The organism is Burkholderia pseudomultivorans (assembly GCF_001718415.1).
Lineage (GTDB): Bacteria > Pseudomonadota > Gammaproteobacteria > Burkholderiales > Burkholderiaceae > Burkholderia > Burkholderia pseudomultivorans_A.
In genome coordinates this window covers 2,868,150-2,881,860 of the sequence record NZ_CP013378.1, presented here as the reverse complement: position 1 = coordinate 2,881,860, position 13,711 = coordinate 2,868,150, and the positions used below count along the sequence as shown (strand labels likewise).

Sequence of the window (13,711 nt, the reverse complement as noted above, 5' to 3'; positions counted from 1 at the left end):
GCGACACGATTCATGGGCTGCCGCGCGAGCTTTGCGAGTTCATCATATGCCAGACATGCGGCAATAAACGCTGCCCGCACGCGACAGACCATCGCCATGCATGCACCGGTAGCAATGAAGCCGGGCAGCCCGGCAGTGTCTATGGGGTGCCTGCTAGTGAGGGAGAACAGAAATGACCAGTCGCCGCATCAACAGCACCGCCGTGTTCAACGTCCTGCGCACTGGCACGCACACCGCGCGCGAGATCGCGACCGAGCTGCAGACATCGACGGCGTTCGTGCAGAGCTTCCTCGACACGCTGTTCTACGCCGGCCGCATCCGCATCGATCGGCGTGTGCGCGCGGACACGGCATACGAGCCGATGCCGGCCGCAATGCCGCGCGTGCCGCTCGACACGCCGGCCGCGGGCCCGCGTCTCGCACCCAACCTGCAATCCACGCTCGCCGGCTACGATCGCGAGATCAGCCGCCGCGTCGAGCTTGCTATGACCACGAGGGCACGATGACTCAACTCGAAGAACTGAAACTCGCGCACCAGGCCGTGCGGCTCTATGCCGAATCGCACCCGCGGCCGGTCCACGTCACCCAGGCTCAGGCGGCTGAAATGCTCGGGATCACGGCGCGCACCGTGCACACTCTCGTGCGCACCGGGAAACTGAAGCTGAACGGCATCGGGCGCATCCCTATCGCTCAGATCGATGAACTGATCGCTGCCCGCAACGCATAAATTACGCACGACTCTGACGAAACCCTCTTGCTGTATGATGCCGGGACGCTCAACTTCGGCAAACGGTTTCTCCTTGTCGATGCCGCGCGCCTCGCGGCGCGCCGCCGCCGCGCTGCGCGACGGCTTCAGCCCCTATAATAGCCGCTCGATCCAGCAGGGGCCGACTGCACCGGGCACGCGCGCGGCCGCACGCGGCTCCGTAGCCCATGAAAGACATTCTCGTCCTCTATTACAGCCGTCATGGCGCGACGCGCGATCTCGCGCTCGCGATCGCCAACGGCATCGACAGCGTGCCGGGCATGCAGGCGCGCATCCGCACGGTGCCGCCCGTGTCGACCGTCTGCGAAGCCAGCGCACCCGACATCCCCGCCGACGGCCCGCCGTACGCCGAGTTGCGCGACCTCGAGGAATGCGCGGGCCTCGCGCTCGGCTCGCCCACCCGCTTCGGCAACATGGCCGCGCCGCTCAAGTACTTCCTCGACGGCACGACGCCGCAGTGGCTGTCGGGCGCGCTGAACGGCAAGCCGGCCAGCGTGTTCACGTCGACGGGCAGCCTGCACGGCGGCCAGGAATCGACGCTGCTGACGATGATGCTGCCGCTGCTGCATCACGGGATGATGATCGTCGGCATTCCGTACACCGAATCCGCGCTCAGCACGACGCGCACGGGCGGCACGCCGTACGGCGCGTCGCATGTCGCGCAGCACGACCGCACCGCGCCCGCCGGGCTGTCGGCCGACGAGAAAGCGCTCGCGGCCGCGCTCGGCGTGCGGCTCGCGCGCACGGCCGCCGCGCTCGCCGCCGCCGGGGTCGCATGAACGCGCCCGCCCGCCCCGCCGTCCCCGCCCGGCCGCGCCACGCGCAGGCCGCCGCCGCGTGCCTCGCCGCGCTGATCGTGCTGTCGCTCGCGTGGGAGCTGTGGCTCGCGCCGCTGCGCCCGGGCGGCTCCGCGCTGATGCTGAAGGCCGTGCCGCTCGCGCTTGCGCTGCCCGGCGTGTGGCGGCGTAACATCTATACGATGCAGTGGGCGAGCATGCTGATCCTCGTCTATTTCGCCGAAGGCATCGTGCGCGGCATGTCCGACCGCGGCTTGTCCGCGACGCTCGGGTGGTGCGAGACCGCGCTCGCCGTCGGCTTCTTCGCGGCGGCGCTTGCGTACGTCGCGCCGTTCAAACGCGCGGCGAAACAGCAACGCGCCGCGCCCTGACCCTTACGCGACCGAACGTGATGATTTCTTCCGAAGCCTTCGTTTCCGCCTGCCGCGACGCGATCGGCGCCGATCACGTGCTGACCGATCCGCATGATACCGAACCGTTCCTGACCGACTGGCGCCGCCGCTACAAGGGCGCCGCCTGCGCGGTGCTGAGACCCGCGAACACCGCCGAAGTCGCCGCGCTCGTGCGGCTCGCGAACACGCATGGCGTCGCGCTGGTCCCGCAAGGCGGCAACACGGGGCTCGCCGGCGGCGCGACACCCGATGCAAGCGGCAGCCAGGCCGTACTGAGCCTCGCGCGCCTGAACCGCGTGCGCGCGCTCGATCCGCACAACAACACGATCACCGTCGAGGCCGGCGTGATCCTCGCCGACGTGCAGGCGCGCGCCCGCGAAGGCAACCGGCTGTTCGCGCTGAGCCTCGCCGCCGAAGGCAGCTGCACGATCGGCGGCAACCTGTCGACCAATGCGGGCGGCACCGCGGTGCTGCGCTACGGCAACGCGCGCGAGCTGTGCCTCGGGCTCGAGGTCGTGACGCCGCAGGGCGAGATCTGGGACGGCCTGCGCGGGCTGCGCAAGGACAACACCGGGTACGACCTGCGCGACCTGTTCATCGGCGCGGAAGGCACGCTCGGCATCATCACCGCCGCGGTGATGAAGCTGCATCCGCTGCCGGCCGCGCAGGTCACCGCGCTGGCCGCGCTCGAATCGCCGCACGCCGCGCTCGACTTCCTGTCGCTCGCGCAGCGCGCCGCCGGCCCGCTGCTGACCGGTTTCGAGCTGATGTCCGACTTCTGCATGCAGCTCGTCGGCAAGCACTATCCGCAGTTGCGCTACCCGTTCGCGCACACGCATGCGCAGACGGTGCTGCTCGAACTGTCCGACAACGAAAGCGAAAGCCACGCGCGCGCGCTGTTCGAAAAGCTGATGGAGGAAGCGTTCGACGCGGGCCTCGTGGTCGACGCGGTGGTCGCGGAGAATCTCGCGCAGTCGCGCGCGTTCTGGGATCTGCGCGAGCACATCCCGCTCGCGCAGGCCGACGAAGGGCTCAACATCAAGCACGACATCGCGGTGCCGATCTCGTCGATCGCGCGCTTCATCGACGAGACCGACGCGGCGATCCAGCAGGCGGCGCCGGGCGCGCGCATGGTCACGTTCGGCCATCTCGGCGACGGCAACCTGCACTACAACGTGCAGACGCCGGAAGGCGGCGACCCGAAGGCGTTCCTCGCCGAATACCAGGCGCCGATCAACCGCATCGTCTACGACAACGTGCACCGCCATCACGGCACGATCAGCGCCGAGCATGGCATCGGCCAGCTGAAGATCGACGATGCGCAGCGCTACAAGTCGCCGGTCGAAACGGCGCTGATGCGCACGCTGAAGGCCGCGCTCGACCCGCGCGGGCTGATGAACCCCGGCAAGGTCCTGCACTGACGCCATTGACTCAGGAGCGACACCCGTGAAAGTGCGCGTGCTGTCCGACCTGCATCTCGAAGGCAACCAGCCCGACGTGATCGCGCATGCCGACGCCGATCTCGTCGTGCTGGCCGGCGACATCCACAATCATGCGGAAGGCCTGCGCTGGGCCGCCGAGACGTTCGACCCGAACGTGCCGGTCGTCTATGTGCCGGGCAACCACGAGTATTACGACGGCGAGTTCGGCGCGCTCGAGGCGGCGATGCGCGACGCGGCGCACGCGCTCGACAACGTGCATTACCTGAACAACGGCGTGTATGTCGATCCTGCGCAGCGCTTTCGCGTGCTCGGCACGACGCTGTGGACCGATTTCACGCTGTTCGGCGCCGACGACGCGAGCGTTGCGCACGCGATCGACGCCGGCTCGCGCGTGATGCTCGATTTCAAGGGATTGATCCAGGTGACGTGGCCGCACGACGCGGCGCTGCATGCGGCGCCCGGCGCGCCGGAGCGCGATTTCACGCCGGCCGACGCGATCGCGCTGTACCGGCGCGCACGCGCGTGGCTGGAAACGCAGCTGGCGACGCCGTTCGCGGGCCGCACGATCGTCGTCACGCACCACGCGCCGCACCGGCGTTCGCTCGCGGAGCGCTATGCGCAGGATCCGGTGTCGGCGGGATTCGTCAACGATCTGGCGGCACTCGTGCGGCCGCCCGTCGACCTGTGGGTGCACGGCCACACCCATACGTCATTCGATTACGTCGCGGACGGCGGCACGCGCGTCGTGTGCAATCCGCGCGGCTATATCCACCGGCGCACCGGCGAACGGGAAAACCCCGCGTTCGCATGGGACAAGATCGTCGCGCTCGGCTGAGCGCCGGCGCGTCCGGCCGCGGTGCGCGGCCGGCTGCTTCGCTGCAAAAAAACGGGCGACGCCCGATCAGCGCTCGTTGCGGCGCGGCGCGCCGGAACGCGCGCGGACCCGGACCGGCACCGGCTGCATGCGCGCCTTCATCGCGCGCAGCAGGTCGCGCGTCGCGGCGGCGGCGACCACGCCGAACAGAACTCCAAGGCCGATCATCAGGGGCGTATCCATTGCAACTCCGGGTGGGGCAGATCTCGATGATTCAGACAGTATCAAACTGTCCGGCGCACGAACGTAAAGAAATGTTGCGTGAAGGACAAATCTCGTCAGATTGCGGTCGAGCGCGCTGTCATGTCGCACGCGTGTACTGTTCGAGCGCGGCTTCGTCGGCCTGCAGCGTGGTCGGCAGCTCGTCGCGCAGGAAATCGACCCAGGTCCGGATTTTCGCGTCGAGATACTGGCGCGACGCGTACAGCGCGTAGATGTTCATCACGTGCGAGCGGTACTCGGGCATCACGCGCACGATATGCCCGCTGCGCAGCCAGCCGATCGCCGAATAGAGCGGCAGCCCGGCCAGCCCCATCCCCTCCCGCACCGCCACCGCGAGCGCCTCGGCGACGTTCACGCGAAACGGCGGCGCCTCGATCGGCACCACCTCGTCGCCGTTCGGCCCCGCCAGTATCCATTCGTCGTACTGGAAGCCCGGCGTGACCATCCCGAGACAGATGTGCTGCGCGAGATCGGCCGGCCGCTGCGGCACGCCGTGCTGCTCGATATAGGACGGCGCCGCGCATACGACGCTGTAGCTTTCGCCGAGCCGCTGCGACACGAGCCCCGAATCAGGCAGGTCGCGGCCGACCACGATCGCGACGTCATAGCCCTCGTCGAGCAGGTCGGGCAGCCGCTGCGCGAGCGTCAGCTCGACATGCACGTCCGGATAGCGCTCGCGATAGCGCGCGACGGCCGGCACCAGATAGTGCTGGCCGAGGCTCGTGAAGCAATGGACCTTCAGCTTGCCCGACGGGCGCGCGTGCGCGTCGCCCGCCTCGGCTTCGGCCTGGTCGACGTACGCGAGGATCTGCTCGCAGCGCTGCAGGTAGCGCTCGCCGGCTTCGGTCAGCGCGATCCGGCGCGTGGTGCGGTTCAGCAGGCGCGTGCGCAGGTGGGCTTCGAGATCCGAGACGGCGCGCGACGCATAGGCGGTCGTCGAATTCATCTGCTGGGCGGCCGCGGTGAAGCTGCCCGCGTCGACCACGCGTACGAATACGCGCATGTTTTGTAACGTATCCATCCCATTTCCCGTTTGAATCCGGACGGATTGTTGCACACAGGCTAACCAATATTGTCTCAGGATTCGTAAAAATGACTTGCACCGTTGTCAGTTTATTCAGGAATTGCTGAAAAATATAATCGCATCCGACTCATCTATATCCGAAAGGGAGAAAATCGTGCGGTCTCCGGCAACAAAAGGGACGCTGGCACTGGCGGTTCTTGCAGTCTCATTAATAATGGCCGGATGCGCGAGCATGGGCGACAACAAGCCGCAGTCGGCGCAGATCGAAGCGAACACGCTCGATGCGGGCGCCGCCATCCGCGCGGCCGACCGCGACGCGGGCTGGCCCGCGTCGGACTGGTGGCGCGCGTATCGCGACCCGCAGCTCGACGCCTGGATCGCCGCGGCGCAGGCCGGCAATCCGACGCTCGCGGCCGCGCAGGCCCGCGTGCGCGAAGCGCAGGCGATGGCGCGCGTCGCGCGCTCGGCCGAACTGCCGCAGATCAACGGCAACCTGTCGCTGATGCGCCAGCACTGGCCGGACAACGTCTACTACGGCCCGGGCCCGCTCGCCGACACCGACACCTGGAACAACACGGGCACGCTCGGCCTGTCGTACCACCTCGACCTGTGGGGCAAGGACAAGAACGCGACCGAACGCGCGCTCGACACCGCGCATGCGACGGCGGCCGATGCGCGCGCGGCGAAGCTCGAGCTCGAAGTGAACGTGGTGCGCGCGTACGTCGGCATGTCGATGAACTATGCGCTGCTCGATCTCGCGCATGAAACCTTCGAGCGCCAGCGCGCGGTGGCCGACCTCGCACGCAAACGGCTGCAGGCCGGCATCGGCACCCAGCTCGAAGTGAGCCAGGCCGAATCGACGCTGCCCGACTACGAGCGCCAGATCGACTCGTACGAGGAAGCGATCCAGCTCGCCCGCCACCAGCTTGCCGCGCTCGCGGGCAAGGGCCCCGGCGCGGGCGACGCGATCAAGCGGCCGAGCCTGTCGCTCGACGCGCCGGCCGGCCTGCCGTCGGCCATGCCGGCCGACCTGCTCGGCCGCCGCCCCGACGTCGTCGCGGCGCGCTGGACGGTCCAGGCGCAGGCGCGCGGCATCGATGTCGCGAAAGCGGCGTTCTATCCGGACATCGACCTGCTCGCGACGGTCGGCGGCTTCGGCGTGACCGCGCCGTTTACCGACTTCCTGCGCGCGATGAACGGCGGCTGGACGGCCGGCCCCGCGCTGTCGCTGCCGATCTTCGAAGGCGGCCGCCTGCGCGCGCAGCTCGGCGCGGCCAATGCCGGCTACGACCAGGCTGTCGAGCGCTACAACCAGACGATCGTCGGCGCGCTGAAGGACATCGCCGACCAGGTCGTGCGGATCCGCTCGCTCGATACGCAGAAGAAGGACGCCGCGCGCTCGGTGGCCGCCAACGACCGCAGCTACCAGTTGTCGCGCGAAGGCTTCCGGCGCGGCCTGACCGACTATGTGAACGTGCTGGTCGCGCAGCAGCAGCTGCTGCGCGCGCAGGAGACGGCAGCCCGCATCGACGCCGAACGCCTCGCCGCGCATGCGCAGCTGATGGCCGCGCTCGGCGGCGGGGTCGAGACGGGCGACGACGCGCCGGGCGGCCATCCGTCGGACGCTGCCGCGGCACCGGCCGCCGCGACATCGAGCGCTGCCGCGCATGCGCGGGCCGTGCCCGGCACGCAACCCGCAGCCGGCGGCAACCGGCCCGCCCCGGCCGGCAAGCCCGCCACGCAGGCCGCACGGTAACGCGGAGACTCCGTCATGTCATCCTCCTCCACCGCCTCCCCGCCCGCCGGCGGCACGCTGTCGGCCCGCTACGCGGCCTTCAGCGACTGGGCCCGCACCGACGGCGTCGCGTGGCTCTATCTCGCCAAGGCGCTGCTCGCCGCGTTCATCTCGCTCGGCGTGTCGATGCGACTCGACCTGCCGGCGCCCAAGACCGCGATGACCACGGTGTTCATCGTGATGCAGCCGCAAAGCGGCGCGGTGCTCGCGAAAAGCTTCTACCGCGTCGCCGGCACGATCTTCGGGCTGATCGCGACGCTCACGTTCGTGTCGCTGTTCCCGCAGCAGCCGCAGCTGTTCCTGCTGGCGATCGCGCTGTGGATCGCGCTGTGCACGGCCGGCGCCGCGCGCAACCGCAATTTCCGCAGCTACGGCTTCCTGCTCGCCGGCTATACGACCGCGCTGATCGGCCTGCCCGCGTCGCAGCACCCGGACGGCGCGTTCATGAGCGCGATGACGCGCGTGTCCGAGGTGATCGTCGGGATCGTGTCGGCCGGCGTCGTCAGCGCGCTGGTATTTCCGCAGTACACCGGCGAGCAGATGCGCACCACGGTGCGCAAGCGCTTCGGCAGCTTCGTCGACTACGTCGCAGCGGCGCTGTCGGGGCAGCTCGACCGCGCGCACATCGAGACCATCCATACGCGCTTCGTCGCCGACGTGGTCGGCTTCGAGGCCGCGCGCAGCATGGCCGTGTTCGAGGACCCCGGCACGCGCATGCGCGGCGGCCGCCTGGCGCGGCTGAACAGCGAGTTCATGAGCGCATCGAGCCGCTTCCATGCGCTGCACCAGCTGATGAACCGGCTGCGCGCGGCCGGCGCGCAGGCCGCGATCGACGCGATCGAGCCGTATTTCCGCGAAATCGCGCCGCTGCTCACGCGCAACGGCGAACCGGTGCGCAGCTCGACCGACGCGGCGCACGCAGCCGAGCAGCTGCTCGCGTGGCGCGACGCGCTGCCGCGCCGCATCCGCGCGACGCGCGCCGAGTGCGAAGCGCAGCCCGATTTCCCGCTGCTCGACTTCGATACGGCCGCCGAGCTGCTGTACCGCTTCATCACCGACCTGCACGAATATGCGGCGACCTACGCGTCGCTCGCGAGCGAGACGCACGAGCGCGAACGCTGGATCGAACACTACGAGCCGCGCACCAACCTGACGGCCGCCGTGATCGCCGGCATCCGCACCGCGACGGTGATCCTGCTGCTCGGCTGGTTCTGGATCGAGACCGCCTGGCCGAACGGCGTCACGCTGGTGCTCACCGCGGCGGCGACCTGCGCGCTCGCGTCGTCGACGCCGCGCCCGACCGCGATGTCCGCGCAAATGGGCATGGGCACCGCGCTCGCCGTGTGCACCGGCATGCTGCTGATGTTCGGCATCTACCCGCGGATCGACGGCTTCGTGCTGCTGTGCGTGGCGCTCGCGCCGCTGCTCGCGATCGGCATCTACATGACGATGAAGCCGAAGCTGGCGGGCTACGGGATGGGCTACCTGATCTTCTTCTGCTTCCTCGCCGGCCCGGACAGCATCACGCACTACGATCCGTCGAGCTTCATGAACGACGCGCTCGCGCTGGTGCTGTCGATGCTGGTCTCGGCGATCGCGTTCGCGGTCATGTTCCCGCCGACCGCGCCGTGGCTGAAGAAGCGCCTGTTCGCCGACCTGCGCCATCAGGCGGTCGCCGCCTGCCATGCGCGGCTCGCGGGCCTGCGCACGCGCTTCGAGAGCGGCGCGCGCGACCTGATGTACCAGGCGCACACACTGTCGGCCGACCAGCCCGACGTGCAGCGCGACGCGCTGCGCTGGATGTTCGCGGTGCTCGAAGCCGGCAACGCGGCGATCGACCTGCGCCAGGAGCTGTCGACGCTGCCGTCCGACCCGCGCTATGCGCCGACGATGCCGTGGCGGCGCGCGATCGAGACGATGCGCAGCGCGCTGTCCGCGCTGTTCGCGAAGCCCGACGCGGCACGCTTCGACGCGACGCTCGCCGCGGTGAACGCCGCGATCGACGCGACGCGGCCGATGCCCGACGCGTTCGCATCGTCGCGCGAAGACCGTCACCGGCTGCAGCGGATCCTGAGCCATCTGCATTTCGTGCGCACGGCGCTGCTCGACCCGGAATCGCCGCTCGAGCCGCTCAATCGCAACCGCACCCAAGGAACCTTGTCATGATGCCGCGTGAAATCGCCATTCTCGATGCCTACATGCCCACGGTGGTGCTGATGTTCGTCGTCGGCGCGCTGGCGACGTGGGTCGTCGACCGCCTGCTCGCCTACACGGGCCTCTACCGTCTCGTCTGGCACCCGTCGCTGTTCCGGGCCTGCCTTCTCGTCTGCATTTGCGGCGGACTCAGTCTTGCCGTCTACCGTTGAACCACAACCATCATGATGCTCAGAAAACTCTTCGGCTTCGTCGCGACCGCCGTCATCCTCATCGTCGCGATCCTGATCGGGCGCTCGCTGTGGGTGCACTACATGGACGATCCGTGGACGCGCGACGGACGCGTACGCGCCGAGATCGTCAACGTCGCGCCGGACGTGTCGGGCGCGATCGTCGAGCTGCCGGTGCATGACAACCAGCTCGTCAGGAAAGGCGACCTGATCATGCAGATCGACCCGTCGCACTACCAGATCGCGGTCGAGCAGGCGCAGGCGGCCGTCGCCGCCCGCCGCGCGGAACTGCAGATGCGCCGCGACGACGCGGCGCGCCGCGCGGACCTCGACGCGCTCGTCGTGTCGAAGGAAAACCGCGAGAACGCCGCGCACAGCGCGTCGAGCGCCGACGCGCAATACCAGCAGGCGCTCGCCGCACTCGACGCCGCGAAGCTGAACCTCGAACGCACGCGCGTGGTCGCGCCGGTCGACGGCTACATCACGAACCTGCAGACCTTCAAGGGCAACTATGCCGTGGCCGGCCAGGCCAAGCTCGCGATCGTGGACAGCCATTCGTTCTGGGTGTACGGCTACTTCGAGGAAACCAAGCTGCCGCGCGTGAAGATCGGCGCGCCGGCCGAGATGCGGCTGATGAGCGGCGGCGTGATGAAAGGCCACGTCGAGAGCATCTCGCGCGGCATCTACGATCGCGACAATCCGCAAAGCCGCGACCTCGTCGCCGACGTGAACCCGACCTTCAACTGGGTGCGCCTCGCGCAGCGCGTGCCGGTGCGCATCAAGATCGACGAGGTGCCGGCCGACGTGGTGCTGTCGGCGGGCACGACCTGCACGGTCATCATCGACCCGGACCGGCAGAAGAAGTCGTGACGTGCGGACGGCCGGGCGACGCTCGACCCGGCCGCTTCATTCCCAGAAGAACCGGAACGGCAGGAACGGCGACGGCCCCAGCCCCGCTTCGCCGAGCATGTTGCGCAGGCGCATCGCGAAGCCGATCGCGCCGATCACGAGCAACACGATGATCGCCGGCGTACGCCGCACTTCCGGCACGCGCAGCAGCGGCACGAACCGGCACGCCGCGGCGAACAGCACGAGCCACTGGAAACGCAGGCCCGCATAGCTGATCCGCGCGAGCGCGAAGCTCGCGATCTCGCAGACGAACAGGAACACGAGCGTGCGCGGCATGCGGCCGAGCAGCCCCCAGCCGGCCACCACCAGCAGCAGCGCGAGCACCAGCGGCGCGCTGCCCGACATCTGCGCGGGCGGCGTGAAGGCCGCATAGACGCCGAGCTTCGCGAGCAGCGCCGCGTGATGCATCGCGAACAACACGGCGCCGATCGCGACTGCGAGCGCCGCGTAGCGCAGCATCCGCATGCGGCCAACCTGCAGCAGCACGACAAGCAGCGCGGCCGACACGTGCATGCTCGTGCCGACCGCCGCGAGTGCGGCCGACGCACCGTACCGGCGGCGCGCCCAGGCGTCCGACGCGAGCTTCGCGACGCAGAACGCGATGCCGTAGCGCAGGCCGCTCATCGCCATGTCGTAGAAAAACAGCGGGAAGATCAGCGTCGCGAACACGCAGGCATCGTCGTCGCGCCGGCCGAACGCGGCCACGCAGGCGACGACGACCAGCAGCGACAGCAGCGCGGTCGCGATGCGCGGATCGTGCCCGACCCATTCGAGCGCCCGCACGAGCCACACGAAGCCCGGCTCGAGCGTGCGCGGCACGACCTTCAGGTTGCCGCTCCAGATGCCGGCGACGATCTCCTGGTAGACCGCGGTGTCGGTTCCAGTCCGGCCGCGCAGCACCGCGAACGCCGCAGCCGGCGCGATGCCTGCCGAAAGCCAGCGCCATGCGCTCATGCGCGTCCGCATGCCGATCGCGGCGAACGCGAGCATCCAGAGGTATCCCGTCAGGTAAATCGTGATTGTCATTGTTATGCGCGAGCCGACGCGCCGGCGGCATCGCGGGGATGCACGCCCGGTTGGTTCTGGCCCTCAATAGAGTTACGCGCATTGTAGGGGATTGCGGCGCCGGCGACTGCCGGTTTTGTCACCGATCGACACGCGCGCCGCCGCATGCCGGGGTCGCGGGCGGCGCGCCCGCCGCCCCGGCCGCGCTCAGGCCGCGACCCGGAAGCGCCCGACCAGCGCCTTGAGCGCCTGCGCCTGCTCGTCGAGCGCGCGCGCCGCGGCGGCGGCCTGTTCGACGAGCGCCGCGTTCTGCTGCGTGCCGGCGTCCATCTGCGTGACCGCGCGGCCGATTTCGTCGATCCCGGCGCTCTGCTCGTCCGACGCCGACGAGATTTCGCTGATGATGTCGGTCACGCGCTTGACCGCGCGCACGACGTCGCCCATCGTGCGGCCGGCATCGTGCGCGAGCGCCGCGCCGTCGGCGACACGCTCGACCGACGCGCCGATCAGCGCGCGGATTTCCTTCGCGGCCGTCGCCGCGCGCTGCGCGAGCGAGCGCACCTCGCCCGCCACCACCGCGAAGCCGCGCCCCTGCTCGCCGGCGCGCGCGGCCTCGACCGCCGCGTTCAACGCGAGGATGTTGGTCTGGAACGCAATCCCCTCGATCGTGCCGATGATGTCGCGGATGCTTTTCGCGCCGTCGTCGATCTCGCTCATGGTCGCGACCATGCGCCCGACGACCGCGCCGCCCGCTTCCGCGACGGCCGACGCATCGGCCGCCAGCGTGCTCGCCTGCCGCGCGTGTTCGGCGTTCTGCCGCACCGTCGACGTGAGCTGCTCCATGCTGGCGGCCGTGCGTTCGAGCGCGGCGGCCTGCTGCGCGGTGCGCTGCGACAGGTCGAGATTGCCGGTCGAGATCTCGCCGGACGCCGACGCGATCGCATCGGCGCTGACGGCAATCTCGCCGACGGTCGCCGCGAGCCCCGTCTGCATGTCGGCCAGCGCGCGCACCATGCTGTCGCGGTCGTGCCGGCCGAGCACGATCGGCCGCGTGAGGTCGCCGCGCGCGATGTCCGCGGCGATCGCCTTCGCATAGGCGGGCTCGCCGCCGAGCTGCGCGGTCAGCCGGCGCACGACCCGCGCGGCAATCGCGATCGCGAGCACGATCAGCGCGGCCGTCATCGCCGCGATCATCGCGAACGACGACGAGAAAATCGTCGCGGACGCATCGAGCGTCGCCTTCGACTTCGCGCCGCGCGTCGCGACGAGATCGGCGACCTGCTTCTCGAGCTTGCCGGTCTCGACCAGCAGCGACACGTCCTGCGTGCCGACCTGCCAGTTCATCTGCGACAGGTCGAGCGGCTGCGCGCGCACCAGCGCGACGAAATCCCGCAGATGCCCGCTCCACGTATCGATCGCCGCCGAGAACGCATGCAGGCGCGCCGAATCGCCGGCGTCCGCCGGATCCGCGGTGCGCTGCAGCGTGCCGAGCGCGCGGCCGATCGACGCCAGCCCCGCATCGACTTCGGCGCCCAGTTCGTCGCGCTCCTTCGCGGTGCTGGCGGTCAGCAGCATCTTTTGCGCGCGGCTCGCACGCAGCACCTCGGCGCGCACTTCCGCGGCGGCGCGGCTCGCGACATGTCCCTGCTCGTAGACCGACGCGATCGACGCGTTCAGCCGGCTGATCTGCCACAGCGAGAACACGCCGATCGCGAGCGTGCCGGCCAGCAGGACCGCGAACGCGACGCGCAGCGTCGCCTTGACGGTCCAGGGCCGGCGTTCGCGCCGCGGCCGCGGTGCGGCGCGCGCGGTGGCGACGGGCGCGGCTGCGCCGGATTGCGGATGCAATGATGCTGCCTTCATCGATTCGTCCCCGTATTGATCACACTGCCGGAAAGGTCGGTTCCGGCGGCCGGCGGTCCGGCGCTCCGGCGGTTCGGCGCTCTGTCGGCCGGCGCTCCGGCGCGACTCGAGGCTCGCACCGGACGCGCCCCGTTCGTCGCTTCTACGGCTGCTCGCGGCGATCCTTGAGTCCGGAAAAACACCCATCCGACGACGGGCGCGGCACACAGCCCGCACCGGCCGATGACCGACGCGCCGCC

At 69.7% G+C, this 13,711-nt stretch carries 14 protein-coding genes; 10 read left to right on the top strand and 4 right to left on the bottom strand.

Annotated elements, in window-relative coordinates:
- Positions 1-172: 172 nt before the first annotated feature.
- The 6 genes from WS57_RS25565 (at position 173) to WS57_RS25540 (ending at position 4,231) form a co-directional block, all read left to right on the top strand.
- Positions 173-505: a DNA-binding protein gene (locus tag WS57_RS25565; protein ID WP_069245000.1), complete on the top strand. Its 333-nt coding sequence runs from the start codon at positions 173-175 to the stop codon at positions 503-505.
- Positions 502-726, top strand: a complete 225-nt coding sequence (locus tag WS57_RS25560) for a helix-turn-helix domain-containing protein (protein WP_069244999.1) — start codon at positions 502-504, stop codon at positions 724-726. Before WS57_RS25565 ends, WS57_RS25560 begins: the two co-directional genes overlap by 4 nt.
- A gap of 206 nt (positions 727-932) precedes the next feature.
- Entirely contained in the window at positions 933-1,544 is a 612-nt protein-coding gene (gene wrbA, locus WS57_RS25555; RefSeq protein WP_040127230.1) for an NAD(P)H:quinone oxidoreductase, read from the top strand.
- The gene (locus tag WS57_RS25550) at positions 1,541-1,933 is read left to right on the top strand and encodes a DUF2069 domain-containing protein (protein ID WP_059518264.1); all 393 of its coding nucleotides are present in this window, start codon (positions 1,541-1,543) and stop codon (positions 1,931-1,933) included. The genes wrbA and WS57_RS25550 overlap by 4 nt, the downstream gene beginning before the upstream one ends.
- 20 nt (positions 1,934-1,953) lie before the next feature.
- Positions 1,954-3,375, top strand: coding sequence for an FAD-binding oxidoreductase (locus WS57_RS25545; RefSeq protein ID WP_009693249.1), 1,422 nt, complete (start codon positions 1,954-1,956; stop codon positions 3,373-3,375).
- A 25-nt stretch (positions 3,376-3,400) separates the two neighbouring features.
- Positions 3,401-4,231 (top strand): metallophosphoesterase, encoded by an 831-nt coding sequence (locus tag WS57_RS25540; RefSeq protein WP_069244998.1) that lies wholly within the window; start codon positions 3,401-3,403, stop codon positions 4,229-4,231.
- Between the two features lie 66 nt (positions 4,232-4,297).
- Here WS57_RS25540 and WS57_RS37710 read toward each other — a convergent pair whose 3' ends face one another.
- Together WS57_RS37710 and WS57_RS25535 are read right to left on the bottom strand one after the other, a co-directional pair.
- Positions 4,298-4,453: a hypothetical protein gene (locus WS57_RS37710; protein WP_167361743.1), complete on the bottom strand. Its 156-nt coding sequence runs from the start codon at positions 4,451-4,453 to the stop codon at positions 4,298-4,300.
- 118 nt (positions 4,454-4,571) lie between these two features.
- Positions 4,572-5,513 (bottom strand): LysR family transcriptional regulator, encoded by a 942-nt coding sequence (locus tag WS57_RS25535; RefSeq protein ID WP_040127226.1) that lies wholly within the window; start codon positions 5,511-5,513, stop codon positions 4,572-4,574.
- Positions 5,514-5,670: 157 nt separating this feature from the next.
- On the opposite strand from WS57_RS25535, the gene WS57_RS25530 reads away from it, so the two are divergent.
- The 4 genes from WS57_RS25530 to WS57_RS25515 are packed head-to-tail and all read left to right on the top strand — an operon-like array spanning position 5,671 to position 10,565.
- Positions 5,671-7,272 (top strand): efflux transporter outer membrane subunit, encoded by a 1,602-nt coding sequence (locus WS57_RS25530; protein ID WP_069244997.1) that lies wholly within the window; start codon positions 5,671-5,673, stop codon positions 7,270-7,272.
- A 15-nt stretch (positions 7,273-7,287) separates the two neighbouring features.
- The gene (locus WS57_RS25525; protein ID WP_009691124.1) at positions 7,288-9,477 is read left to right on the top strand and encodes an FUSC family protein; all 2,190 of its coding nucleotides are present in this window, start codon (positions 7,288-7,290) and stop codon (positions 9,475-9,477) included.
- Positions 9,474-9,677, top strand: coding sequence for a DUF1656 domain-containing protein (locus WS57_RS25520; RefSeq protein ID WP_009691123.1), 204 nt, complete (start codon positions 9,474-9,476; stop codon positions 9,675-9,677). Before WS57_RS25525 ends, WS57_RS25520 begins: the two co-directional genes overlap by 4 nt.
- Before the next feature lie 12 nt (positions 9,678-9,689).
- Positions 9,690-10,565 carry an HlyD family secretion protein gene (locus tag WS57_RS25515; protein WP_059518274.1) on the top strand — a complete coding sequence of 292 codons (876 nt, stop codon included), beginning with the start codon at positions 9,690-9,692 and terminating at the stop codon, positions 10,563-10,565.
- A 36-nt stretch (positions 10,566-10,601) separates the two neighbouring features.
- Here the strand turns inward: WS57_RS25515 and WS57_RS25510 are convergent, their stop codons facing one another.
- Positions 10,602-11,630, bottom strand: coding sequence for an EpsG family protein (locus WS57_RS25510; protein ID WP_069244996.1), 1,029 nt, complete (start codon positions 11,628-11,630; stop codon positions 10,602-10,604).
- 186 nt (positions 11,631-11,816) lie between these two features.
- Entirely contained in the window at positions 11,817-13,472 is a 1,656-nt protein-coding gene (locus WS57_RS25505; protein ID WP_069244995.1) for a methyl-accepting chemotaxis protein, read from the bottom strand.
- Positions 13,473-13,711 lie beyond the last annotated feature (239 nt).

Bases quoted from the DNA above. Each gene is read 5' to 3' on its own strand.
- WS57_RS25565 (WP_069245000.1), top strand. From the start codon at position 173: ATGACCAGTCGCCGCATCAACAGCACCGCCGTGTTCAACGTCCTGCGC.
- WS57_RS25560 (WP_069244999.1), top strand. From the start codon at position 502: ATGACTCAACTCGAAGAACTGAAACTCGCGCACCAGGCCGTGCGGCTC.
- wrbA (WP_040127230.1), top strand. From the start codon at position 933: ATGAAAGACATTCTCGTCCTCTATTACAGCCGTCATGGCGCGACGCGC.
- WS57_RS25550 (WP_059518264.1), top strand. From the start codon at position 1,541: ATGAACGCGCCCGCCCGCCCCGCCGTCCCCGCCCGGCCGCGCCACGCG.
- WS57_RS25545 (WP_009693249.1), top strand. From the start codon at position 1,954: ATGATTTCTTCCGAAGCCTTCGTTTCCGCCTGCCGCGACGCGATCGGC.
- WS57_RS37710 (WP_167361743.1), bottom strand. From the start codon at position 4,453: ATGGATACGCCCCTGATGATCGGCCTTGGAGTTCTGTTCGGCGTGGTC.
- WS57_RS25535 (WP_040127226.1), bottom strand. From the start codon at position 5,513: ATGGATACGTTACAAAACATGCGCGTATTCGTACGCGTGGTCGACGCG.
- WS57_RS25525 (WP_009691124.1), top strand. From the start codon at position 7,288: ATGTCATCCTCCTCCACCGCCTCCCCGCCCGCCGGCGGCACGCTGTCG.
- WS57_RS25520 (WP_009691123.1), top strand. From the start codon at position 9,474: ATGATGCCGCGTGAAATCGCCATTCTCGATGCCTACATGCCCACGGTG.
- WS57_RS25515 (WP_059518274.1), top strand. From the start codon at position 9,690: ATGATGCTCAGAAAACTCTTCGGCTTCGTCGCGACCGCCGTCATCCTC.
- WS57_RS25510 (WP_069244996.1), bottom strand. From the start codon at position 11,630: ATGACAATCACGATTTACCTGACGGGATACCTCTGGATGCTCGCGTTC.
- WS57_RS25505 (WP_069244995.1), bottom strand. From the start codon at position 13,472: ATGAAGGCAGCATCATTGCATCCGCAATCCGGCGCAGCCGCGCCCGTC.